The organism is Nocardia transvalensis NBRC 15921, from assembly GCF_000308875.1.
Classification (GTDB): domain Bacteria; phylum Actinomycetota; class Actinomycetes; order Mycobacteriales; family Mycobacteriaceae; genus Nocardia; species Nocardia transvalensis.
Genome location: NZ_BAGL01000066.1, coordinates 73,679 through 96,402 on the forward strand (window position 1 = coordinate 73,679; position 22,724 = coordinate 96,402).

The window sequence follows — 22,724 nt, forward strand, 5'->3', positions numbered from 1 at the left end:
CAAATCAAAGGTTGCTCACGTGGATCGAGGGGAATCCGTGAGAACCCGGCGAATGTTTCGTGCATGTGACACAACGGTTTCCGCCGGTCAAGAAATGCCCACCCCGCGACCGCCGGGCGGTGAGATCAAGGGCGGCAAGTGTTCTGGCACACATCTTGGCCCAGACCTCACCGTCCGGCAAGTCCTACGGTGAATTCACTTCACCACGTGTCTTCGAGCATCCTGGGCTTGCACGCCTGCCACGCACCCGCCAGCAGGACCAGCACGGCGACCGCCAGCAGGGCGAAGGGGGCGCCCCAGCCGTGGGTCACGTCGTGCAGCACGCCGAACAGCAGCGGGCCGACGCAGGCCACGGAGTAGCCGACGCCCTGGGTGAAGCCGGACAGGGAGGCCGATCCGGCCTGGGTGCGGGTGCGGAGGTTGATCAGCGTCAGGGCCATCGGGAAGGTGCTCGGGCCCAGGCCCAGCAGGATCACCCACAGCCACGGCGCGGCCATCGGCGCGGTCAGCAACCCGGCGAAGGCGATGAAAAAGCTGATGGCACAACCGATCACGATCGGGAACGGATTGCGCACGCGGGCGGTCACGCTGGGCGCGGTGAGCGCGGCCACCAGGCCGACGAGCGAGAACACACCGACCATGGTCCCGCCGAACGAGTCGGAGGCCCCGGCGTCGGACAGGATCTTGGGCAGCCAGGTGAACATGGCGTAGGTGCTCAGCGAGGTCATGCCGAACATGCCGGCCATCCCCCAGGCCACCGGCGACCGCCACACCTTGCCCGCGGCGGCCCCCTGCTGCGGCAGCGCGGTCACATCCACCTGGTCACGGCCGCGCCGATCGCGCAGCACGCCCAGCCACGGCAGCGCGGCCGCGAAGCCCAGCAGCGCCCACAGGCCCAGCGAGATCCGCCAGCCCTCGGCATCGGCCACCGGCACCGCGATCATCGCCGGAACCACCGTGCCCAGCTGCACCATCGTGATGTAGAGCGAGCTCAGCACCGCCAGATGATCCGCGAAGTACCGCTTGACCAGCGGCGGGATCACCACGTTGCCGATACCCATACCGGCCAGCGCCAGCGCCGACAGCACCAGCAGCTCCCAGGTGTCGGGCACCATCGCGCGGGTCAGCTGGCCGACGCCGGCCATCAGCATGGCCACCAGCGCCGTGCGTTCCAGCCCGAGCCGCCGGACGAAGATCGGCGTGAGAACGCCCGCGAAGGCGAACATGGCGGTGGGGATCATGCCGAAGACGCCGACGATCGCGGTCGAGTAGCCGATATCCGAGCCGATCCGCTCGGCGAGCGGGGTGAACGCCGTCACCGCGAGCCGCAACGTGAACGCCGACATGAGGATGGCGGCGAAGACCAGCAGCCGTCCCTCGATCAGGGAGCGGCGACGACGGTCCACCTCGGCGGTGGTCTGCTCAACGGTGACTGTCACCGAAAAATCATAGGATGATTGGGTGATAGGACGCAAAGAATGTGAGCAGGGGTACTCTATGGAGCGTGCAGCCCGTCCGTCGCACCAGCCTCATCGCTCAGGTCACCGAGCAGCTGCGTGCCGAAATTCGTTCCGGCCGTTGGCCCGTCGGCTCCCGCATCCCCACGGAGCCGGAGCTGACCGAGCTGACCGGCACCGGTCGCAATACCGTCCGTGAGGCCGTACAGGCCCTGGTGCACGCCGGCATGCTCGAGCGCCGCCAGGGCTCCGGCACCTATGTGATCGCCACGTCCGACCTGGGTGGCGCGCTCGCGAAGTACTTCGCCGACGCCGTCGAGCGCGACATCCTCGAACTGCGCCAGGCCCTGGACACCCAGGCCGCCCGGCTGGCCGCGCAGCGCCGCGACGACACCGATATCGCCACCCTGCTGCGCCTGCTCGAGGAGCGCCGCCAGGCCTGGGACGAGGAGAATCCGGCCGCCATCGAGGCCGACGTCGAACTCCACCGCGCCATCGTGGTGGCCAGCCACAACGCCGTGTACCTGGAGTTCTACGATTCGCTGCTCCCGGTGATCGAGGAGGGAATCCGTTCCCGCACGGCCAAATCGGGCGACGCCTACCACTCCGAACACGCCGACCTGGTACACGCCGTGATCGATGGCGACCCGGAGCGCGCCGCCCGCGCGGCCAACTGTTTTCTCGGTTCGCTGATCGCCGAATATCCAGGCAAGTAGACACGGCCGCAGAGCCGTCTCCGGCGCTGTCACCACCCGATATCCGGCCACGTAAACGAGTCGTCACCGCCGTGCCGAGGCTCGGGTGAGCGGGAATTGCCCGCGTCGTCATGTCGTGCGACGTGTGTGTAACGCCACATCCCTACGGTTGGACCCCGACCGTGATGAGGGCGGTCACCCATCGTGAGAGGACGCGCCGATGACCACCACCGACGCCGCAGTACCGACCGATCCGGACACCTCCGCCTTCCGGCATCAATCCCGCGGGCGCTGGCTGCACCGGTGGGAACCGGACGACGAGACCTTCTGGGAGAGCGGCGGCAAGCGGACCGCGCGCAAGAACCTGATCTTCTCGGTATTCGCCGAGAACCTCGGCTTCAGCATCTGGGTGCTGTGGGCCAGCGTGGTCACCGCCATGGGCCCGGCCGGGTTCGCCTTCCTGGACGGGCTGGGCCGGGGAAACCCTGTGGCCGTGGGCAATTCGCTGCTGCTGACCTCCACGCCGACCCTGGTCGGCGCGGCGCTGCGCATTCCCTACACCTTCGCCATCCCCCGCTTCGGCGGCCGCGCGTTCACCGTGTTCAGCGCGGGCATGCTGCTGCTGCCGACGCTGGGCCTGGCCTGGTTCGTCAACAAGCCGGAGACACCGTTCTGGGTGTTCATGCTGCTGGCAGCCCTGGCCGGGGTCGGCGGCGGCAACTTCTCGTCGTCGATGGCCAATATCAACTTCTTCTTCCCCGAGGGCAAGAAGGGCGCGGCCCTGGGCATCAACGCGGCCGGGGGCAATCTGGGCGTGGCCCAGACCCAGCTGTTCGTGCCGTTGGTCATCACCCTCGGCACGCACATCATGGCCAAGGACGCGGGCGGCTACCGGTTCGGCATCACCCTCGCGACCCTGATGTGGGTGCCGTTCATCCTGATCGCGATGGCGGGCGCGCTGCGGTACATGGACTCGCTGTCCGGCGCCCGGACCGACGGGCGCTCCTACCGGCTGGCGCTCACCAACCGGCACACCTGGGTGATGGCGGTGCTCTACATCGGCACCTTCGGCTCGTTCATCGGCTTCTCCTTCGCCTTCCCGACCCTGCTGAAGGCCAATTTCCCCGAACTGGCGAAGATCGGCTGGATGAGCACGATCGGCAACCTGGCCTTCCTGGGCGCGCTGGTGGGCTCGATGAGCCGGCCGTTCGGCGGCTGGATCTCCGACCGGCTCAGCGGCGCCCGGATCACCTTCTACGTCTTCGTCGGCATGGCGGCGGCCACCGTGCTGATCATCGCGTCACTGGGGGCGAAAAGCTTTCCGCTGTACCTGATCTCGTTCCTGATCCTGTTCGTGCTCACCGGCATCGGAAACGGGTCCACCTACCGGATGATCCCGTCGATCTTCATGGCCGAGTGCAAGCGGCGGGCCAGCGAGGCCGGCGAGGACACCGCCGCCGCACTGCTCGCCGCGAAGCGGCAGGCGGGCGCGGCGATCGGGGTGATCGGCGCGGTGGGCGCCTCCGGCGGCTGGGTGCTGCAGCAGGCACTGCGCCTGTCCAACAACCACTTCGGCACCATGTCGCCGGCGTTCTGGGCGTATGCCGTGGCATTTCTGGCGATGGGCGGAGCCACCTGGTGGTTCTACCTGCGGTCGTCGTTCGCCGTATCGCGTGCTCCGTCACTGGCTTACGCCGACGTGTAACACTCCGCGGTCCAGGACAGATGATCAAGTACGCGGGTAATGCTCTGTGCCCCCGACCGATCCGGCCCTGACCAAGCCGGATCCCCCGAGCACGGTCGCCGTCGTCCCCCCTGCCGTCGGCGACCGTGCTCACCCGCAGGGCACATCGGGGGAATGGCAGCACGCCGTCACGGAAATCGAACGACCGCACGAACATCCCGGCCATACGACCGGACGAGCCGGGTGGTACGAAATCCGGCTCAGAGGCGCATGCGGACCATGTCGGCCGTGCGGGCCAGTCCCGGAAAGGCTTCCGGGGTCGAGCGCGGATGCAGGGCGTGGACCGCGAGGCGAAACATGACCGCGCGCACCACCATCTGCGGCCACTCGGGTAGGTCCGACCATCGATCCAGCAGGCCGTCGTCGGCCCCACCCCAGGACAGCGCGTCGACCACGACCACCCCCGCCGCCCACGGCGCCGGACGCCAGTAGGGCGTGAGGTCGGTGAGTCCCGGCGTGAAGGTCCCGGCGAACAGGACCGTGCCGAACAGATCGCCGTGCACCAGCTGGGACGGCGTCTGCACGGGTTTGCGCAGGGTGGCCAGCTGCGTGAGCATTTCGAGGCTGCGCTGCCCGTCCGGCGAGGTCGAGGGCAGCATGCCGCCCACCTTCAGGCTGCGCAGCGGGACCGGCTCCCAGGCGGCGCGATCGGCGGCGACGAAGACGTCGACATCCACCCAGGGCGCGATCGGCTGCTGTACCAAGAATCGGGGCCGCTCCAGTGCCGCGGTGGCCTGGTGTAGTCGCAGCGAGACCGACACCACCTCGTCGTGCCGCGGTTCGGGCGTGCCTTCCAGGAATGTGTCCGCGCGCCAACCGGATACGACGTACCGGCCGTCGGTGCCGCGCACCGGGCGGGCCAGGCGCAGGCCGTCCACCTGCAGTGTCTCGCGCACCTTGGCCGACCAGGCGGCCCGGGCGTGATCGGCCACCGGGGACAGCACCACGTCCCCGCACCGCCATCCGCCGTCCCAATCACCGAGCGCGACCGGCGTCACTTCGCGCAGGCCGAAGGTGGCCCGCACATGCTCGGGAGGTTCCACAGAAGTCACGGCCGTACCGTACTCCCGGACTGTTGTCCACCCAGGAAGCCGCGCCGAGGTAGCGATCAGCACGCGAGCTAACCTGCCTCTCCGCGTTGCCAACCCGCCTCTGCGCGCTTCAGGACGCACGAGCAAACACTCCGCGGATTTTCAGCAAGCTCCACGCAATTACTCGGCAACCTCTGCACGCCCGGCGAGTCACCCGCGTCATCGCGAATCCCGTTGGTACGCAAGCAAAATATACGCGAAAATCCCCTAGCGTACCGGGCGGTTCTCCCCTGTCCCCCGCCCTAGGGGCGGGGGACAGGAGATGGGATCAGCCCAACAGGACATGGTCCCGGCGCGCTTTTGGCCGGGATCAGTAGACCGGGAGGCTCGGATCTATCTGGTTGGCCCAGGCGATGATTCCGCCCTGGAGGTGGACGGCGTCGGAGAAGCCGGCGTTCTTGAGGGCCGCGAGGGCCTCGGCGGAGCGGATGCCGGTCTTGCAGTGCAGGACGATGGGGCGGTTCTGGGGCAGTTCGGCGAGGGCCTCGCCGGAGAGGATGCGGTCCTTGGGGACGAGCGTCGCGCCGTCGATGCGGACGATGTCCCACTCGACCGGCTCCCGCACGTCGACGATAGCGACGTCCTTGCCCGCGTCGAGCATGTCCTTCAGCTCGCGCGCGGTCACGGTCGAGCCGATCGCGGCGGCCTGGCCCTCCTCCGAGACGACACCGCAGAACGCCTCGTAGTCGATCAGCTCGGTGATCGGCTGCCGTTCCGGATCGCGGCGGAGCTTGATCGTGCGGTAGTTCATGTCGAGGGCGTCGTAGACCATCAGCCGGCCCAGCAGCGATTCGCCGATACCGGTGATCAGCTTGATCGCCTCGGTCACCATGACCGATCCGATCGAGGCGCACAGCACGCCCAGCACGCCGCCCTCGGCGCACGAAGGCACCATGCCCGGCGGCGGCGCCTCGGGGTAGAGGTCGCGGTAGTTGATGCCCCGGCCGTCCGGCGCGTCCTCCCAGAACACCGACACCTGGCCCTCGAACCGGTAGATCGAGCCCCAGACGTACGGCTTGCCCGCGAGCACCGCGGCGTCGTTGACCAGGTACCGGGTCGCGAAGTTGTCGGTGCCGTCGACGATCAGGTCGTATTCGGCGAACAGTTCGACCGCGTTCTCCGGCTCGAGGCGGATCTTGTGCAGGCGCACATCGATCCCGGAGTTGATCTCGAGAATCGAATCGCGGGCGCTGTCGGCCTTGCTGCGGCCGATATCGGATTCGCCGTGGATCACCTGCCGTTGCAGATTCGACGCGTCGACCTCGTCGAATTCCACGATGCCCAGGGTGCCGACCCCGGCGGCGGCCAGGTACAGCAGCGCCGGCGAGCCGAGCCCGCCCGCGCCGATCACCAGCACCTTGGCGTTCTTCAGCCGCTTCTGGCCGTCCACCCCCAGATCGGGAATGATCAGGTGGCGGCTGTAGCGGGCGACCTCATCCTTGGTCAGCTCCGCGGCCGGCTCGACCAGTGGCGGCAGGGTCTGTGGTGATGACACGTCCTGAACTCCTCGAATCGAATTCGCCGATCTCACCCGTGCAACACCGCGAATCGGACCGTTCTTCCCGACCATCGTGCCGCACCGGCCACGTCGTCAGCCGCGCGGGTACGGCCAGGGGTTGAAGCGGCATTTCTTGCCGTCCATCGGCACCACGCCCTGCGGGTCGAGCGCGGCGATGTCGTTGTTGCGGGTGCCGAAGGTCTGCTGCATCATCACCGGCGCCAGCCCGCCGTCGGCCTCGCACGGCTGGTGTTCGTGATAGCCGATGGCGTGCCCGACCTCGTGGTTGATCTGGTACTGGCGGTAGGACCCGATATCGCCCTCGAAGGCGGGCGCCCCGCGCACCCAGCGCACCTCCGAGAGCACCACGCGGCCCAGATCGCCGTTGTAGCAGGAGGAGTCGATGGGAATCTCGAATCCGCACGCGGTCTTGGTGGTCTGGCGCGAGGTGAGCGAGATCCGAAAATCGGGATCGCCGGAATCGACGCGGCGGAATCCGAATTTGGGATCGTGCGTCCAACTCTTGGGATTGGACAGGGTGGCCTCGACCATCTTCGCGACCGCCTCGTCGCCGCCGAGCGCGCCGGTGTCCACACCGTCCTCGATCTCGACCGTATAGCTGAACAGATGGCCCTGCGCCGCGCCCACCTGAGTCGTCGTGCCGCGCACCAGATGCCAGGCGCCCGTGCCGTTCTCGGCGTACGGCCCGCCCTCCGGCAGCGCGCCGCTGGCGAGTTCGGCGGGGAATTTGCCGTCACCCCGCGGCGGCGCGCCGATAATGCCCGATTTCTCGGTGTGTTGGCTCAGCCGGCCGAGTCCGGGGGCCCCGGCGACGACCGCGTCGCCACCCCCCTTGACGGCGTCGACGACCACCAGCACGGTGATCACGAACAGCACCGGCAGCGCGTACGCCCGCCAGCCGTAGGTGGAGACGAACCGCCGCAGCGGGCTCTTCTTCCGCCTGCCGCCGGACGACGGCCGCGACCCGTCCAGGAGCGGATTCCAGCTCGCGGTCAGCGGCTGCCGGGCCGGATCCATGCCGTTGACCAGGCCGTTCGAGTGCCCGTTCGGGCCGCGGGTACCGGGATAGAGTCCGAGTGGGTCGTAGACATCCCCCTCGGGCTCGGTGCGGCGCCGGGCGCCGAGACCTCCCGGGCGCGACGTCAGGGCGCCCACCAGGCGGCGCGGATCCCGCCCGCCGGTAGGTCGGCCCCGTTCGTCGGTCACTTATCCAGAGTCTCACAACCGCCCCGACCGCATGGTCGGACCCGGCTCCGACCGGCAGGGGTTGCGATATTTCTCACGGCTGTGCGAGATTGCTCTGGACGGCCAGTTACTGGCAAGTTGCCAATAGCCGTTGTCGTCCGTGGGCGATCAGACCGCCGAAGCGTGCCACGAATGCGGTGCGTTTCGCGTATGGTGCTCCGAGCGTCAGCGAGGTCAGCCGTGAACGCGGCGCGCCGAGAAATACATTGCGCGCCGTGAGTGGGAACACCGAGCGCCAGCAAGGTGAGCCGTGTGCGAGTATCGTTTTACGGATACCCGTGCACATACTTTTCCGCCGGGAATCGATTGGGAGAGCCGAAATGACAGACCTCGTGGACCGGATGACGTCGCCCCGACTGTCGTCCGAGGCCATGCCGAGCAAGCGCGGAACTCGCCTGCCCCGCGAGGCACGCCGCGCGCAACTGCTTGCGGCGGCCAGCGAGGTTTTCGTACTACGCGGATATCACGCGTCCGGCATGGACGAGATCTCGCAGTGCGCCGGAGTCTCCAAACCGGTGCTGTACCAGCACTTCTCGAGCAAACTCGAGCTATATCTCGCGGTGCTGCAGAACTACATCGACGCGCTGGTGTCCAGCGTGCGGCAGGCGCTGCGCTCCACCACCGACAACCGCCAGCGCGTGCGCGCCGCGGTGCAGGCCTACTTCGATTTCGTCGACCACGAGACCCAGGGTTTCCGGCTGGTCTTCGAATCCGATCTGACCAGCGAGCCGCAGGTGCAGCGCCGTGTCGAGCAGGCCACCGAGGCGTGCGTCGACGCCGTATTCGACCTGGTCGCCCACGATTCCGGGCTGGACCCGTACCGCGCCCGGATTCTCGCGGTGGGCCTGGTCGGCGCCAGCCAGATCACCGCCCGCTACTGGCTCGAGGCGGACCGGCCCATCCCCAAGGAGGAGGCCGTCGACACGACCGTCGCGCTGTGCTGGGGTGGCCTGTCGCGCATTCCGCTCAGCAGCCCGTCCTCACCGCGCTTCTAGCCGTACCGAAACCGAAGGGGCGAGACCTGATCAGGTCTCGCCCCTTCGGTTTTCGAGTGGGTGCCGTACTACACCGCCGCGAAACCCACGCGGCCGCTGGTCGACGTGCCGATCTCCACGTAGGCGACCTTGGCGGCCTGGATCAGGTATTTGCGGCCCTTCTCGTCGGTCAGTGCCAGCACGCCGCCCTTGCCGTCCAGCGCGCCCGACACCAGCGTCTCGACCTCGTCCGGGGTCTGCGAACTGGTGATCACGAGCTCGCGCGGGCTGTCCGAAATACCGATCTTGACCTCCACGGCCAAACCTCCTCGAGTCTGATGTGTCCTGCTCAGGCTAATGCAGGACGGGTGAGCGGAGTTAACGCTGTCAGCGAACGGGAACTATCCCAGACCCAGCACGCGCATGCGCTCCGCGTGGCTGGTCTGCATGCGCTCGAACAGGGCGGCGATGCCGTTGAGATCGCCGGTGGCGATGAGGACCAGTTCGGTGAGCTCGTCGCGCTGGGCCATCACGAACTGCGCCTGCGTGATCGCCTCGCCCAGCAGCCGTCGACCCCACAGCGTGAGACGGTCACGCTCGGAACGGCTCTCGGTGACCGCGCGGCGCACCTCCTCGACGACGAATTCGGAGTGGCTGGTCTCGGCGAGCACGTCGTGCACGACGCCGGCCACCTCGGGCGACAGCGAATCGGCCAGGACGGTGTAGAAGTCGGCGGCGATGCCGTCGCCGACGTAGAACTTCACCATGGACTCGAGCCACGTCGAGGGGTCGGTCGAGGCGTGGTAGTCGTCCAGCGCGCGCACGAACGGCGCCATGGCGTCGAAGACCTCCGCGCCACGCTCCGCCAGCGCGCGTTCCAGGGTGTCGAAGTGCTCCATCTCGGCGGCGGCCATCTTCGCCACCGCCACCCTGCCCCGGAGGGTCGGCGACAGTTTCGCCTCCTCGGCGAGGCGGTAGAACGCCGAGATCTCGCCGTAGGCGAGCACCGCGAACAGATCGAGGACACCGGGGTGGTCGGCGGGAATGCGGGCGTCGGATTCGGTGGAAACGCCCAGCGCGGCAGACGGGTTTACTCCCATGCCACCACCCTAGTCGGCGCAGTCGGCGTAGCCGCCCTCAGTCCGCGCACGGCCGGAGCGAATGCGGACGCCTAGTGCGCGCGGCGGCGGGCGCGTGGCCGGTCAGGATCGATCCCGCAGAAACTTCTCGAGGTAGGTCCACGTGGTGTCGCGGGCGGCCGGTCCGGTGAGGATGCCGAGATGGCTGCCGGGCGCGGTCTCGTAGCGCACCTCGGGCGCGCCGGTGAGGGTGGTGACACCGTGCTCGACCGCCGCGGCGGGGGTGATGACATCGCCGGGCCCGCCGACCAGCAACACCGGCGCGGTCACCTCGGCCAGCTCGATCGGCGGCCGCGCGCCCAGCCGCACGATCCCCCGGCCGATGTCGTTGGCCAGCATGAACCGGCTCCACAGCTGGTTGTAGAACCGGCCCGGGTAGCCCGGCATCTCGGCCTGGAAGCGGTCGATGGTCTCCATCCGGCCCAGGGTGGCGTCGTCGGTGATGTTGGTGGCGACGAACAACGGGCGGCGCAACTCCCGCTCCCACGCGGTGGCCCGGTAGGCCAGCCGGGTCAGCGGGCCGGGAACCCCGCCGGCCGCGCGCACCAGCGTGGAGACGCCGACGCCGCCGGTGAACCGGGCCAGCGCGCGCACCTGCGGCACCCCCGTGACACGGTCGTAGTTCAGCGGCGCGCCGACCGCGGTGATCGAGCGGATCGGCAGCGCGGCGTCGGCGGCGGCCGTCAACAGCGCCAGCACGCCGCCCAGCGACCAGCCGACCAGATCCACGGGCGCCCCGTTCCGATCGGCGGAGACCCGGCCGATCGCCTCGGGCAGGATGTCGTCGATCCAGTCCTCGAAGCCCATGCGGCGGTCGGCGAAGGTGATCTCGCCGTAGTCGACGACGTACGGGTGGTGGCCGGATTCGAGCAGGTGGCGCGCCAGGCTCTGGTCCGGGCGCAGATCGAAACAGCTGGCGGGGGCGGCCAGCGGCGGCACCAGCAGCACCGCGGCGTCGGACGCGGTAGGCCCGTCCGCCCGCTCGAACCGGCGCACCTGCCGGTGCGGTTCGTCCCACAGGACCGTCGACGGTGCGGGGGCGGGCGGCTCGATACCGTCGCCGAAGGTCAGTGCCCACGCGTTGCGCGCGGCGATGGTCACGGTGTCTGCCAGGCTCACGGACCCAACTTAACCTGTTACTCCGCGTCTCACATATGTGGGATCGGCCACCGCGCGCCCGGCGATTCGGCCGCCCGGCGGGTCGCGGGAAATTCGGCGAACGGCCTGAATTGTGCTGTGCCGCAATGCACGCCGCATCCCGGAACGAGGGTACGACGAAGTGCCCGGCCTATTGACGCCGGGGAATAACCGGAGCCGGAAATGAGGTTGAAGAAGCTATCACGCTACAATCTGCGTGAGCAACGGAAATTCACCCCACTTGCGGTAACGATCGCAACCGGGCAAGGGTCACCGTCGCTCACGGAAAATGTGCGCGCACCAGATCCGCACCACCATTGCGCCGCGCCAGGTCGATGCCATCACGACGGTGTCCCGCAGCGGTCCAGGTGGAGAGAATGCCGGATACGTGGTCGTCGCGGGCCGTACGGGTCCGCCCCACGCCTCGTGCGCGCTTGATGCGAAATACACGAGGAAAGGCACGAACCTGAGCAAGATCACTGTCGAACAGGAGCCGGGGCTGTCGGAGACGCTGCTCACGGCGGAACTCGACCCCACTCACACCGCACCGACATTCGCCGAATTGGGAGTGCACCCGGAAATCGTCCGCGCACTCCACGAGATCGGAATCGAACGCACTTTCGCCATCCAGGAACTCACCCTGCCGCTGGCACTGGCCGGTGAGGATCTCATCGGCCAGGCACGGACCGGCATGGGTAAGACTTTCGGATTCGGCGTCCCCCTGCTGCACCGAATTTCCACCGCCGACTCCGGCACCGTGACACTCGACGGCACGCCGCGCGCACTGGTCATCGTGCCGACGCGCGAGCTGTGCATCCAGGTCACCCAGGATCTGGAGAACGCCGCCAAGCACGTGGTGAACGAGCGCGGCCCGCTGCGGGTGACCTCCATCTACGGCGGCCGCCCCTACGAGTCGCAGATCTCGGCGCTGCGCGAGGGCGTCGACGTGGTCGTCGGCACGCCCGGCCGCCTGCTGGATCTGGCCGAGCAGCAGCACCTGATCCTCGGCAAGGTCGGGGTGCTGGTGCTGGACGAGGCCGACGAGATGCTCGACCTGGGCTTCCTGCCCGATATCGAGCGCATCCTGACCATGGTCCCCGACCGGCGTCAGACCATGCTGTTCTCGGCGACCATGCCGGGGCCGATCATCACGCTGGCCCGCACGTTCCTGCACAAACCCACCCACATCCGGGCCGAGGAGCCGCACGACTCGGCGGTGCACGATCGCACCTCGCAGTACGTCTACCGGGCCCACGCGCTGGACAAGAGCGAACTGGTCGCGCGGGTGCTGCAGGCCGAGACCCGCGGCGCCACCATGATCTTCACGCGCACCAAGCGGACCGCGCAGAAGGTGGCCGACGATCTGGCCGACCGCGGTTTCGCCGTCGGCGCCGTCCATGGCGACCTGGGCCAGATCGCCCGCGAGAAGGCGCTGGACAAGTTCCGCAAGGGCCGGATCGACGTGCTGGTCGCGACCGATGTCGCCGCCCGCGGCATCGATATCGACGACGTCACGCACGTGGTCAACTACCAGTGCCCCGAGGACGAGAAGACCTACGTGCACCGCATCGGCCGCACCGGCCGGGCCGGGCGCACCGGTGTCGCGGTCACGCTGGTCGACTGGGACGAGCTGAAGCGCTGGGAGTCCATCGACGCCGCGCTCTCCCTCGGCATGCCGGAACCCGTCGAGACCTATTCGCGGTCCCCGCACCTCTACGAGGATCTGGGCATCCCCGAGGGCGTCTCGGGCACGCTGCGCCGCAAGCCGACGGCCCGCGACGAGGACGCGGTCGTCGTCGAGCGGGAGCAGCGCGCCCCCCGCAAGCGCAACCGCAAGCGCACCGTCCGCGGCAGGCCCGTCGACGGCGTCGAGGGCGAAACCACCGACACCACAACGGAATCCGTGGACACCACCGCCGATTCCCCGGAGTCGCAGGACGCCTCGGAGTCCGGCGACAAGCCGGCCCGACGCCGCCGTCGCCGCCGCCGCACGCCGGGCGAGACCGGTGCGGCAGCCGACTCCGCAACCGACGAGACAGCGTCGGGCAACGACACCGCCACGGACGAATCCTCCGAGGACGAGTCCGACAAGCCCGCCCGCCGCCGCCGTCGCCGCCGCAAGCCCGCCGACGCCGACGCGAACACCGGTGCCGCGGTCGACCAGGTAAGCACCTCGGCGTAGTCGCAACGTTTCCGGCACGCTGTCGGCCGGAATCCATCGCGAGGGACGTGGATCCCGGCCAAAAGCGTGCCGGGATAAGCGAGGGGCCACGCCGGAATTAGCGAGTGGGCCGCGCCGGAATCCCTCGCGAGGGGCGAGGTGCCGGGAGGAAGGGCGGCGGCGGAATCCGCTACCCTCGCTGACGTGCTCGCACCCGAACGGCGGACGCGCGCCGATATCTGTGCCGCGGTCGCGATCGCCGTCGTCCTGGTGATCGCGGGCGTGGTCGTCTGGGTGACCAGTGATGCGCGCGGCACCACCTCCGAACCCGCCGCGCAGGCGGCCGGGGCGCCCGCGTCGGCGACCGCGCTGCCGCAGTCGCTGGGCGAGTTGTGGCACGAATCGGACGGCGCGAGCACCCGGGCGCTGGCCTCGGGCGGCGTCGCCGTCACGGGGGACGGGGGCACCGTCACCGGGCGCGATCCACGCACCGGCAAGCAGCTCTGGAAATACGAGCGCGACCTGCCGCTGTGCGGGGTGGAGAGCCAGTTCGGCACCGTCGTCGCCACCTACCGCGACGGGCGCGGTTGCAGCCAGACCACGCTGCTGGCCGCCGATACCGGCGCCCGGCGCACCGCCCGCAGCAGCTATATGGACCAGCAGGTGAAGCTGTCGGTGGACGGCACCTACACGCTGGCACTGGGATCCGACCGGCTGGAGATGTGGCGCTCGGATCTGGTCCGCACCCTCGAATACGGCTACGTGGACGCACCCGTCAACGTGCGTACGCAGCCGCGCAAGGACTGCCGCCTGCTGTCCGGCGCGTCCAGCACCACCCGGCTGGCGGTGCTCGAGCGCTGCCCCGAGGAGACCGCCGACCGGCTGACCGTCCTCAATCCCGCGCCCAAGGACAACAGCACGCCCGAGGAGTACGGCTCGCACGTGCTGACCGAGGCCGGCGCGATCTCCGAGAAGGCCCGGGTGATCGCGGTGTCGGATACCCGGATCGCGCTGTACCTGCCCGGAACCGATACCGAGGCACCGGAATTCGCGATCTACGACCAGGCCGCCAACTCCGTCGCCGTGCACCGGCTCACCGCGCCCCTGGCCGACGAGACCACCGCGACCACCCGCCTCGGTTCCGCCTTCCTGGTCTTCACCGGCAACAGCGTGATCGCCCTGAGCGCGACCACCTTCGACCCGATCTGGACCGCCTCCGACGCGCTGGGCAATCCGGCCATGATGGCAGGCCAGTTGATCATGCCCGTAACCGACGGCCTCGCCGTCATCGATCCCGCCACCGGCGCGCAGACCTCACGAATCCCGGTGCGGCGCACCGACTACCACAACGAGCCCATCTCCCTGGCCGTCGTCGGCTCCACCGTCCTGGAACACCGCGGCACGGGCCTGTACGCCCTCGGCTGATTCCGGCCGAAAGCGTGCCGGAAACAAAGAAGACGGTCCCTGCTTCCGGCACGCGTCTCTCTGCTTTCCCGGCACGCCTCGCTCTGCTCTCCCGGCACGCCTCGCTCTGCTCTCCCGGCACGCCTCGCTCTGCCCTCCCAGCACGGCCTCGCTCTGCCCTCCCAGCACGGCCTCGCTCTGCCCTCCCAGCACGCCTCGCTCTGCTTTCCCGGCACGCTTTTGGCCGGGAATCCCGCCGGGACGAGGTCTTCGCACCCTCGTCCGGCATGATCGACGGCATGGGCGACACAGATTTCCGGCTGGTATTGCTCCGGCACGGCGAGACCGAGTGGTCGCGGGCGCGCAGGCATACCGGGCGCACCGACGTGCCGCTGACTCCGCTGGGTGAGGAGCAGGCGCGGGCGGCGGGACGCCTGCTGGGCACCCTGGAGTTGCGCGATCCGCTCGTGCTGACCAGCCCCAAACAGCGGGCCGTGCGCACCGCCGAGCTGGCCGGGCTCACGGTCGATCGGACCGACGACGACCTGCTCGAATGGGACTACGGCGACTACGAGGGCATCACCACGCCCGAGATCCAGCGGACCGCGCCCGGCTGGACGATCTTCACCGGCGAGGTGCCCGGCGGCGAATCGGCCGCCGAGGTGGGCGCCCGCGCCGATCGCGTGCTGGCCTCGATCGAACCGGACCTGAACGCCCGCGACGTGCTGCTGGTCGGCCACGGCCACTTCTCCCGCGCGCTGATCGCCCGCTGGGCGGAATTCGACGTCCGCGAGGGCCGTCGCTTCTTCCTGTCCACCGGCGCGGTGTCCGTCCTGGGCCACGACCACCAGGCCCGCACCGTCCTGGCCCACAATCTCGTTCCGGCCTTGAACGGAGGCGACCGATGATCCGCCGCGCCGCGCCCGCCGATGTGCCCGCGCTCGTCGGCCTGGTCTACGACCTCGCCGAGTACGAGAAGTCGCGGCACGAATGCGAGCTGACCGACGAGCAGCTGCACGCCGCCCTGTTCGGCCCGAATCCGGCGGTGTTCGCCCATGTCGCACAGGACGATTCGAGCGATGCCGTCCTCGGCTGCGCGATCTGGTTCCTGAACTTCTCCACCTGGACCGGCACGCACGGCATCTACCTCGAGGATCTGTACGTCAAGCCGGAGGCGCGCGGTCTCGGCCTGGGCAAGGCGCTGCTCACCGCACTGGCCCGCGAGGCGGTCGCCCGCGGCTTCCACCGGGTGGACTGGTCGGTGCTGGACTGGAACACCCCGTCGATCGACTTCTACGACTCGCTCGGCGCACGGCCGCAGACCGAATGGACCGGCTACCGCCTGGAGGGCGACGCCCTGGCGGCCCTGGGACGGTCCTGACGCACGCCCGCGTACCCGAAGTGGTCAACTGACCAAAAGCGCGTCAGCGTGCCGTTCCGGGCCCGCCGCGGGACCTCTCAGTCCACGTCGCCGGTGTCGTAGACCTCCGCGGCCCAGCGCGTCGACGGAGGCGAGAACAGCAGGCCCAGCCCGACGAGCGCGACCAGCCCCAGCGGGATCCCGAACTGCGGCTGCCCGTTGATCATGTACCACGACACCGGCAGCAGCAGGATCTGCGCGATCACCGCGATGGCCCGCCCCCAGCGCCGCCCGCGCAGCAGCCCGAGGCCCGCGGCCAGCACCGCGCCGCCGAAGATCACGAACCACGCGGCGGTGCCGTAGGCGCTGGTCTGACTCTGATCGACGCCGCCGAGCCCGCGCACCAGCAGCACGATCGCCACGACCACCCCGGCCGCACCCTCGAGCGCCGCCAGCGCTCCGGCCGCCCGCACCGTCGACGGCACCCGCTCCGGTGCCGTGCCCTCGTCCGCGTTCCGCTTCGCCACCCCGCCAGCCTAAGACCATCGATGGCGGGGCACGGGGTGGCCTATGACCATCGCTACGGGGCACGGGGCGACCTAAGACCATCACTCGCGGGGCACGGGGTGACCTATGACCATCGCTCGCGGGGCACGGGGTGGCCTGAGACTGGGACAGTTGCCCTCGCCTCAGTACGCTGCATGCGTGCGGACGTTGCTGATCGTGAATCCGAATGCCACCTCGACGACACCGGCGACCCGCGACCTGCTCGCCCATGCGCTGGAGAGCCGGACCCAGCTGATCGTCGCGCACACCCAGCACCGCGGGCACGCCGCCGAACTCGCGCAGTGGGCGGCCACCAACGAGATGGATCTCATCGTCGTGCACGGCGGGGACGGCACGGTCAACGAGACGATCAACGGCTTCCTGCCGCTGCCGCAGGTCGACGACGGGCAGGCGTGGACTCCGCGGCTCGGCGTCATCCCGGGCGGCTCGGCCAACGTCTTCGCGCGCTCGCTGGGCATCCGCCCGGATCCGGTGGCCGCCACCAATCAGCTCATCGATCTGCTGTCGCTGGAGAAGGATCGCCGCATCGGCCTGTCCATCGCCGACGACCGCTGGTTCACCTTCTCCGCGGGCGTCGGACTCGACGCGGACGTCTGCGAGGCCATCGACAACAGCCGCGCCCGCGGGCATGCCGCCACGCCCGCGCGCTATCTCCGGACCACGGTTCGTCAGTTCTTTCGGGCGAAACGCCGTGAGCCGTCCGTCACACTTCGGATCGCCGATCACGAACCGGTCACGGGCGTGCATTACGCATTCGTGACCAACACCAGCCCCTGGACTTATCTCGACTCCACTCCGGTGGTCACCAACCCCGGCACGCGATTCGAAACCGGTCTCGGAGTGTTTGCCATGCGGACCATGGGGGTACTGCCAACACTGTGGGTTGCCCGGCAGCTGTTGGCCACCGACGGAAATCCCAAGTCGCGCACATTGTTTCGTGCGGACGATGTTCCGGCGGTCCGCATCTCGGCCACCGAGCCGATCGGACTGCAAATCGACGGCGACTTCATCGGCCGCCGGGACGTGGTGGATTTCACCTCGGTGCCGGAGGTGCTCGAGGTGATCGCGCCACAGCCCGAATCGGTCCGACACAACTGAGAAACATCGCGGTTGGGCTGCGAAAACCGATTCGAGCGAGTACAAAGGACTCGGTTGGCCCCCGATGTAGGGGTCTTACAGCGTGAGCTTCCCCACGGTGCACCACCAAGCTATTGACATCTACGGTGTTCGTGAAAGCATTCACAAGCAACCGTGCGGAAACATTCGAGTCGCACAAGTGAACGGACCACAAACCCGAGGCGCACCGATGCGCCCAGCAAAGGAGCAGAGAGAATGGACTGGCGCCACACTGCCATCTGTCGCGATGAGGACCCCGAGCTGTTCTTCCCGGTCGGTAACAGCGGTCCTGCACTCGCGCAGATTGCTGATGCCAAGCTGGTGTGCGCCCGCTGTCCCGTGACCGCCGAATGCCTGTCCTGGGCCCTCAAGTCCGGACAGGACGCCGGCGTGTGGGGCGGTATGAGCGAAGACGAGCGTCGGGCGCTGAAGCGTCGCAACGCCCGTACCCGCACCCGTAGCGTCGTCTGACGGCGCTGCGCGTTACGGCCACGCGAGACCCGCACAGCCCGGCCCGTAACGCTTTCTCGGCCCGGCACCGTTGTTCAGGTGCCGGGCTTCATTGTTTCTCAGCGAGATGAGCGCCGCCCCAACGGAACTCGCAGCACCGCATCCGTGCCGATATCCGCGCCGGGGTGTAAACCGATCGAGCCGCCCAGTTCCGCGGTCACCAGTGTGCGGACGATCTGCAGACCCAGGCGGTCGGAGCCCTCGAGGCTGAACCCGTCGGGCAGGCCGCGGCCGTCGTCGCTGATGATGACGTCCAGCCAGCGGGCCGACCGCTCGGAACGGATTGTCACCGTACCGTTCTCGCCCGCGTCGAAGGCGTGCTCGATGGCGTTCTGAACCAGTTCGGTCAGGACCATCACCAGCGGGGTCGCGCGCTCGGCGGAGAACACGCCGAGCGAGCCGGCGCGGCGCACCTTGATCCGCGCGGTGTGCACGGTCGCCACATCGGCCATGATCGGCAGCAGCCGGTCCACGACCTCGTCGAGATCGACCTCCTCGTCCACCGACATCGACAGCATCTCGTGCACCGAGGCGATCGAGGTGACCCGGCGCACCGATTCGGTCAGGGCCAGCCGCGCCTCCTCGTTCTCGGTGCGGCGGGCCTGTAAACGCAGCAGCGCGGCCACCGTCTGGAGGTTGTTCTTCACCCGGTGGTGGATCTCGCGAATGGTCGCGTCCTTGGACAGCAGCGCCCGGTCGCGGCGCTTGACCTCGGTGACGTCGCGCACCAGCACCGCGGCGCCGGCGAGTTCACCGTGCGGCCGCAGGACGAGGGTGCGCAGCAGGACGGTGGCCCCGCGCGCCTCGACCTCCATCCGCCGCCCGGACTTGCCCGCGAGCGCGGCCTGGATGTCGTTGACCACCTCCTGCGCGTCGAACGGGTCGGTGATCAGCGAGCGCGTGGTCTGCGACAGATCCTGTCCGGCCAGCTCGCTCTGCAGGCCCATGCGGTGGTAGGCGGACAGCGCGTTCGGGCTGGCGTAGGCGACGAGGCCCTCGGTGTCGATGCGGATGAATCCGTCACCGGCGCGGGGACTGGAGTGCGAGCCCGTGCGGTCCTCGAGGGTCGGGAAGGTGCCGTCGGCGATCATCTGGCACAGGTCGTCCGCGCAGGCCATATAGGCGTGTTCGAGGGTGCCGCGGATCTTCGAGCGCTGCACGTCGGTATCGCGGCCGAGTACCGCGATCACGTCGTCGCCCACCCGGACCGGGATGGCCTCGCGGATGGCGTGCACGGGGGTGGGGTGGTAGACGCCGGTGGACTCGCCGTCGGAATCCACCCGCACGATCTCCCCGGTGAGCAGCGCCTCGAAGACCTGCGGGTGATCCTCCTTGGAGGCGAGCGTGCCCACCACGTCCTCGGGGTGCACGGTCGCCGCGGTGGTCGGGCGGGCCTGCGCCACGCACACCACATCGGCGCCCTCGGCGACGGGTCCGGCCCCGACCCACAGCTGCAGATCCGCGAACGAGAGATCCGACAGCAGTTGCCAATCCCCCACCACCCGCTGCAGATGATCCACGGCCGCGCCCGGCAGATCGGTGTGCTCGGCCAGCAGATCACTCAGTGTCGACATCTACCACGCTCCTCGTGCGAACCACCGTCAGGAGATGACGGCGATCACATCGCCTTTCTGCAGCACCTGGCCCGGCTCGACGTTGATGGAGGTCACGGTGCCGTCGGCCTCGGCCACGACGGGGATCTCCATCTTCATCGATTCCAGCATCACCAGGGTGTCACCCTCGCGCACCGTCGCGCCCTCCTTCGCGACGATCTCGTAGACGGTCGACACCATCTCGGCGACCACTTCCTCGGCCATGACACCCTCTCGATCGATCGGCACTGCTCGGGCCGTACATCCGGTGGACGTACAAGCCAATCACACCGGCCGCTCGGACGTGCCGTCAGATTCGAGAACGGCGACTCCCGGACCCTCGAGATCGGCCAGGGCGATCCGCCGTCCCGAGACGGCCAGCAACAGGGCGAGTACGGGTCCGCGCACCTCCGGCCCGTCGCCGAGGGACAGCTCGGTATCGACCGCCACCAGGCGGATCCCGGAGACCAGTTCCTTGGCCCCGCCCAGCGACGCCGAGGTGCGGGTCTGCAGGCGCAGGGCCCTGACCACGGCTTCCGTCGGGTAGGCGCGCGAGATTCCCAAGGGGCGGCGGATGTCCTCGCCGTGCACGATCTCCTCGACGAACCGGCTGTCGAGGGGCGCCGGGGGCGTCGACCGCCGCGTCGCCACCGATCGCAGCCGCCGCAGCGTCTCCGCCGGTGTGGCGCCGCGGGCGCGCTCTATCCCGCGCGCGTTCTGGCGATGGAAGTCGAACCGCGCGCGAATCATGCCGGCCACGAATCCGAGTCGCGTCGTGCGAGCGGTCTCGGCGAGATGAGCGGCCACATCGTGCACGGTCCACCCGTCGCACAGCGAGGGCACGTCCCACCGCTCGTCCTCGATCCGGGCGAGATCCTCGATCAGCGCCGCCCGCTCCGCGTGCACGATCGGCCAGACGTCGCTGCTCACAGCCCCACCTTCGTTCCCGCGTTGTTCCCGCGTTCACGACTCCCCTGTTCTCGCGTCCACGACCGCACCGTTGTTCCCGCGTCCATGCCTCTACCTCTGTTCCCGCATTCGTGCTTTCTGCTCTGTTCAGTCGGGACGGGATTCGGGGCGGGAACTCATCGGCTCAGTCGAGGCAGAACTCGTTGCCCTCCGGATCGGCCATGACGATATGCCCCGCGTCCATCGGCGGTACGGGCTCGTAGCGCTGAATCCGCTTGGCGCCCAACGCTATCAGCCGCTCGCACTCGGACTCCAGCGCCGCCATCCGTTCGTCCCCGCGGAGTCCGGGCGCCGCGCGGACGTCGAGGTGGACGCGATTCTTGACGACCTTGTCCTCGGGCACCCGCTGAAAGAACACACGCGGACCGCGCCCGTCCGGGTCTTCGATGGCCGAGCGCGAATTGCGTTCCTGCTCGGGAACGCCGATCCGCGCGAGGAAATCGTCCCAGGCGGCCAGCGGATCCGCGCCCGGAGGCAGGTCGATTCCGGGCGGGCCGGGATGGATGTACCCCAGCACCTCCCGCCAGAAGATCGACACCGCCCGCGGGTCGTGGGCGTCGAAGGTGACCTGGAATTCGCGGCTCATCGGAGTTCTCCGTTCGTCTCGAGGTGGGTGTGCAGGTAGAGGTCGCGCAGCAGGCAGACCTCCGACAGATGGTGGATCAGCTCCCGGTGGATGTGCAGCACCAGGTCGGCCATGGCCAGTTCGGGATAGGGCTCTTTGTCTCCGACCGGAACCCGCAACCCGTCCTCGCCGAGGTCGCGGACCCCGGCCAGCCAGACGTCGAGCTGGGTCTCGAGCTGGTCTAGCGCGGCGCCCGCGGTGGTCGCGTACTCCCACGTGTCGTACGACGCGGCCGGCGCGCCGAAATGCGCGGCGTTGCGCATGGCGAGGACGCCGACGATCACATGGCCGAGCCGCCAAGCGATCGTGGTGAACGGCGCGGGCGCCGGCTGGGGGAATGCGAAATCGATGGTGTGGTCACCGGCGCCCGCCTGCATCTGTGCCGTGGAAGCGCCGCGCGGTCGCACGCTCCAGAAGTCCGGTACCGGCGACCAGAAGTACTCGTCGTCGGTGAGGCCGTCGAGCCGGGCGCGGAGCTGGTTGTTCCAGTGGAACTCCCACTGATCGCGCAGGCTCCGATTCCACGTGAATTCGTCTGTGTCCATAGGGCACAGCCTGGCACCCCTAGCGGACAGTATCGGTCCGCTATCTCTGGCACAGTGGTCGTATGAGCGTGGCGAGCGGCGAGGAGCGGGGCACCACCGAACGAGTGCTGACACTGCTCGGACTGCTCCAGCAACGCCGGGTGTGGACCGGTCCCGAACTCGCCGGCCGGCTGGGCGTCACATCGCGCACCGTCCGGCGCGACGTCGAGCGGCTGCGTGCGCTCGGCTATCCCATCCAGGCCGGTCAGGGCGTCGGCGGCGGGTATCAGCTGGCGCCGGGACGGGAGCTGCCGCCGCTGCTGCTCGACGACGAGGAGGCGATCGCGACCGCGGTCTCGCTGCTGGCGGGGGCGGGCGGCGCGGTCACCGGGACCGGCGACGCCGCGCTGCGGGCGCTGGCCAAACTCGACCGGGTGCTGCCCGTGCGGCTGCGGCACGAGGTGCGAGCGCTGTCGGGCTCGGTGGAATCCTTCGGCGCGGATCACGCGCCCGTCGATCCGGGAACCCTCATGACGTTGGCCCGCGCCTGCCGCGACGAGGTCGAGGCCGAGTTCGACTACCCGTCGAACAATCCGCCGCGCCGGCGCCGGGTCGAGCCGTATCGCCTGATCGCCTCCGGCCGGCGCTGGTACCTGCTCGCCTACGATCTGGACCGCGACGACTGGCGCAGCTTCCGGGTGGACAGGATGACCGAGATCGGCACGCGGACCTGGCATTTCCGGCCGCGCGCGGTGCCCGACGCGGCGGCCTACGTCCAGGAGGGCGTGGCGAGCCGGGTCTATCCGAAACGCGCGCGCTTCCTCGTCCACGCCCCCGCGGAGACCGTGCGCGTGCAGATTCCGGCGCAGGCGGCCGTGGTGCGATCGCGTGACGA

General features: G+C 69.1%; 23 protein-coding genes. 10 read left to right on the plus strand and 13 right to left on the minus strand.

The annotated features are described in order from the left end of the window. Positions 1-200: 200 nt before the first annotated feature. Positions 201-1,346, minus strand: coding sequence for an MFS transporter (locus ON41_RS24705; protein WP_083905614.1), 1,146 nt, complete (start codon positions 1,344-1,346; stop codon positions 201-203). 158 nt (positions 1,347-1,504) lie between these two features. On the opposite strand from ON41_RS24705, the gene ON41_RS24710 reads away from it, so the two are divergent. Both ON41_RS24710 and ON41_RS24715 read left to right on the plus strand, forming a co-directional pair. Beyond that, positions 1,505-2,173 carry a FadR/GntR family transcriptional regulator gene (locus ON41_RS24710; RefSeq protein WP_040750147.1) on the plus strand — a complete coding sequence of 223 codons (669 nt, stop codon included), beginning with the start codon at positions 1,505-1,507 and terminating at the stop codon, positions 2,171-2,173. Between the two features lie 199 nt (positions 2,174-2,372). Beyond that, a complete protein-coding gene (locus ON41_RS24715) occupies positions 2,373-3,857 on the plus strand; it encodes an MFS transporter (RefSeq protein ID WP_040750148.1) in 1,485 nt (494 codons plus the stop codon). A gap of 239 nt (positions 3,858-4,096) precedes the next feature. On the opposite strand, the gene ON41_RS24720 is transcribed toward ON41_RS24715, so the two are convergent. From ON41_RS24720 to ON41_RS24730, 3 genes are all read right to left on the minus strand, one after another. Beyond that, complete coding sequence (locus tag ON41_RS24720) at positions 4,097-4,948, minus strand: TIGR02569 family protein (RefSeq protein ID WP_040750149.1); 852 nt, start codon at positions 4,946-4,948, stop codon at positions 4,097-4,099. Positions 4,949-5,297: 349 nt separating this feature from the next. Then, positions 5,298-6,464 carry an adenylyltransferase/sulfurtransferase MoeZ gene (gene moeZ, locus ON41_RS24725; RefSeq protein WP_221333014.1) on the minus strand — a complete coding sequence of 389 codons (1,167 nt, stop codon included), beginning with the start codon at positions 6,462-6,464 and terminating at the stop codon, positions 5,298-5,300. Positions 6,465-6,578: 114 nt separating this feature from the next. Continuing rightward, positions 6,579-7,523, minus strand: a complete 945-nt coding sequence (locus ON41_RS24730; protein WP_051162408.1) for a DUF3152 domain-containing protein — start codon at positions 7,521-7,523, stop codon at positions 6,579-6,581. Positions 7,524-8,071: 548 nt separating this feature from the next. Between ON41_RS24730 and fasR the strand changes: the two genes are divergently transcribed. Further along, positions 8,072-8,746, plus strand: a complete 675-nt coding sequence (fasR, locus tag ON41_RS24735) for an HTH-type transcriptional activator FasR (protein ID WP_040750151.1) — start codon at positions 8,072-8,074, stop codon at positions 8,744-8,746. 68 nt (positions 8,747-8,814) lie between these two features. Here the strand turns inward: fasR and ON41_RS24740 are convergent, their stop codons facing one another. From ON41_RS24740 to ON41_RS24750, 3 genes are all read right to left on the minus strand, one after another. Then, positions 8,815-9,042, minus strand: a complete 228-nt coding sequence (locus ON41_RS24740) for a DUF3107 domain-containing protein (RefSeq protein WP_040750152.1) — start codon at positions 9,040-9,042, stop codon at positions 8,815-8,817. A gap of 84 nt (positions 9,043-9,126) precedes the next feature. Next, positions 9,127-9,825: a ferritin-like fold-containing protein gene (locus ON41_RS24745; protein ID WP_051162395.1), complete on the minus strand. Its 699-nt coding sequence runs from the start codon at positions 9,823-9,825 to the stop codon at positions 9,127-9,129. 102 nt (positions 9,826-9,927) lie between these two features. Continuing rightward, positions 9,928-10,983, minus strand: coding sequence for an alpha/beta fold hydrolase (locus ON41_RS24750; protein WP_040750153.1), 1,056 nt, complete (start codon positions 10,981-10,983; stop codon positions 9,928-9,930). Between the two features lie 517 nt (positions 10,984-11,500). On the opposite strand from ON41_RS24750, the gene ON41_RS24755 reads away from it, so the two are divergent. The 4 genes from ON41_RS24755 (at position 11,501) to ON41_RS24770 (ending at position 15,947) form a co-directional block, all read left to right on the plus strand. Beyond that, on the plus strand, positions 11,501-13,183 hold the full coding sequence (locus ON41_RS24755; protein WP_246461120.1) for a DEAD/DEAH box helicase: 1,683 nt from the start codon (positions 11,501-11,503) through the stop codon (positions 13,181-13,183). Between the two features lie 183 nt (positions 13,184-13,366). Then, a complete protein-coding gene (locus ON41_RS24760) occupies positions 13,367-14,587 on the plus strand; it encodes an Rv3212 family protein (RefSeq protein ID WP_040750154.1) in 1,221 nt (406 codons plus the stop codon). Positions 14,588-14,865: 278 nt separating this feature from the next. Then, positions 14,866-15,474 carry an acid phosphatase gene (locus ON41_RS24765; protein WP_040750176.1) on the plus strand — a complete coding sequence of 203 codons (609 nt, stop codon included), beginning with the start codon at positions 14,866-14,868 and terminating at the stop codon, positions 15,472-15,474. Continuing rightward, complete coding sequence (locus tag ON41_RS24770; RefSeq protein WP_040750155.1) at positions 15,471-15,947, plus strand: GNAT family N-acetyltransferase; 477 nt, start codon at positions 15,471-15,473, stop codon at positions 15,945-15,947. Before ON41_RS24765 ends, ON41_RS24770 begins: the two co-directional genes overlap by 4 nt. Before the next feature lie 77 nt (positions 15,948-16,024). Here the strand turns inward: ON41_RS24770 and ON41_RS24775 are convergent, their stop codons facing one another. Beyond that, positions 16,025-16,453: a hypothetical protein gene (locus ON41_RS24775; protein WP_051162397.1), complete on the minus strand. Its 429-nt coding sequence runs from the start codon at positions 16,451-16,453 to the stop codon at positions 16,025-16,027. Between the two features lie 178 nt (positions 16,454-16,631). Between ON41_RS24775 and ON41_RS24780 the strand changes: the two genes are divergently transcribed. Next, positions 16,632-17,591: a diacylglycerol/lipid kinase family protein gene (locus tag ON41_RS24780; protein WP_040750156.1), complete on the plus strand. Its 960-nt coding sequence runs from the start codon at positions 16,632-16,634 to the stop codon at positions 17,589-17,591. 234 nt (positions 17,592-17,825) lie between these two features. Beyond that, positions 17,826-18,080 (plus strand): WhiB family transcriptional regulator, encoded by a 255-nt coding sequence (locus ON41_RS24785; protein ID WP_040750157.1) that lies wholly within the window; start codon positions 17,826-17,828, stop codon positions 18,078-18,080. A 98-nt stretch (positions 18,081-18,178) separates the two neighbouring features. On the opposite strand, the gene ON41_RS24790 is transcribed toward ON41_RS24785, so the two are convergent. The 5 genes from ON41_RS24790 to ON41_RS24810 all read right to left on the minus strand — a co-directional run bounded on the left by ON41_RS24790 (position 18,179) and on the right by ON41_RS24810 (position 21,850). Then, positions 18,179-19,693: a sensor histidine kinase gene (locus ON41_RS24790; protein WP_040750158.1), complete on the minus strand. Its 1,515-nt coding sequence runs from the start codon at positions 19,691-19,693 to the stop codon at positions 18,179-18,181. 27 nt (positions 19,694-19,720) lie between these two features. Then, positions 19,721-19,936 carry a biotin/lipoyl-binding carrier protein gene (locus tag ON41_RS24795; RefSeq protein ID WP_040750159.1) on the minus strand — a complete coding sequence of 72 codons (216 nt, stop codon included), beginning with the start codon at positions 19,934-19,936 and terminating at the stop codon, positions 19,721-19,723. Between the two features lie 60 nt (positions 19,937-19,996). Further along, entirely contained in the window at positions 19,997-20,641 is a 645-nt protein-coding gene (locus ON41_RS24800) for a maleylpyruvate isomerase family mycothiol-dependent enzyme (RefSeq protein WP_040750160.1), read from the minus strand. Between the two features lie 163 nt (positions 20,642-20,804). After that, complete coding sequence (locus ON41_RS24805) at positions 20,805-21,266, minus strand: VOC family protein (RefSeq protein WP_040750161.1); 462 nt, start codon at positions 21,264-21,266, stop codon at positions 20,805-20,807. Then, on the minus strand, positions 21,263-21,850 hold the full coding sequence (locus ON41_RS24810) for a DinB family protein (protein ID WP_040750162.1): 588 nt from the start codon (positions 21,848-21,850) through the stop codon (positions 21,263-21,265). The genes ON41_RS24805 and ON41_RS24810 overlap by 4 nt, the downstream gene beginning before the upstream one ends. Before the next feature lie 62 nt (positions 21,851-21,912). On the opposite strand from ON41_RS24810, the gene ON41_RS24815 reads away from it, so the two are divergent. Then, positions 21,913-22,724: helix-turn-helix transcriptional regulator (locus tag ON41_RS24815; RefSeq protein ID WP_040750163.1), on the plus strand; the 812-nt coding region annotated here is incomplete at its 3' end.

Coding starts and splice junctions, on each gene's coding strand:
- ON41_RS24705 (WP_083905614.1), bottom strand. CDS start 1,346: ATGTCGGCGTTCACGTTGCGGCTCGCGGTGACGGCGTTCACCCCGCTC.
- ON41_RS24715 (WP_040750148.1), top strand. CDS start 2,373: ATGACCACCACCGACGCCGCAGTACCGACCGATCCGGACACCTCCGCC.
- ON41_RS24730 (WP_051162408.1), bottom strand. CDS start 7,523: ATGGATCCGGCCCGGCAGCCGCTGACCGCGAGCTGGAATCCGCTCCTG.
- fasR (WP_040750151.1), top strand. CDS start 8,072: ATGACAGACCTCGTGGACCGGATGACGTCGCCCCGACTGTCGTCCGAG.
- ON41_RS24745 (WP_051162395.1), bottom strand. CDS start 9,825: ATGGGAGTAAACCCGTCTGCCGCGCTGGGCGTTTCCACCGAATCCGAC.
- ON41_RS24765 (WP_040750176.1), top strand. CDS start 14,866: ATGGGCGACACAGATTTCCGGCTGGTATTGCTCCGGCACGGCGAGACC.
- ON41_RS24770 (WP_040750155.1), top strand. CDS start 15,471: ATGATCCGCCGCGCCGCGCCCGCCGATGTGCCCGCGCTCGTCGGCCTG.
- ON41_RS24785 (WP_040750157.1), top strand. CDS start 17,826: ATGGACTGGCGCCACACTGCCATCTGTCGCGATGAGGACCCCGAGCTG.
- ON41_RS24790 (WP_040750158.1), bottom strand. CDS start 19,693: ATGTCGACACTGAGTGATCTGCTGGCCGAGCACACCGATCTGCCGGGC.
- ON41_RS24795 (WP_040750159.1), bottom strand. CDS start 19,936: ATGGCCGAGGAAGTGGTCGCCGAGATGGTGTCGACCGTCTACGAGATC.
- ON41_RS24805 (WP_040750161.1), bottom strand. CDS start 21,266: ATGAGCCGCGAATTCCAGGTCACCTTCGACGCCCACGACCCGCGGGCG.
- ON41_RS24810 (WP_040750162.1), bottom strand. CDS start 21,850: ATGGACACAGACGAATTCACGTGGAATCGGAGCCTGCGCGATCAGTGG.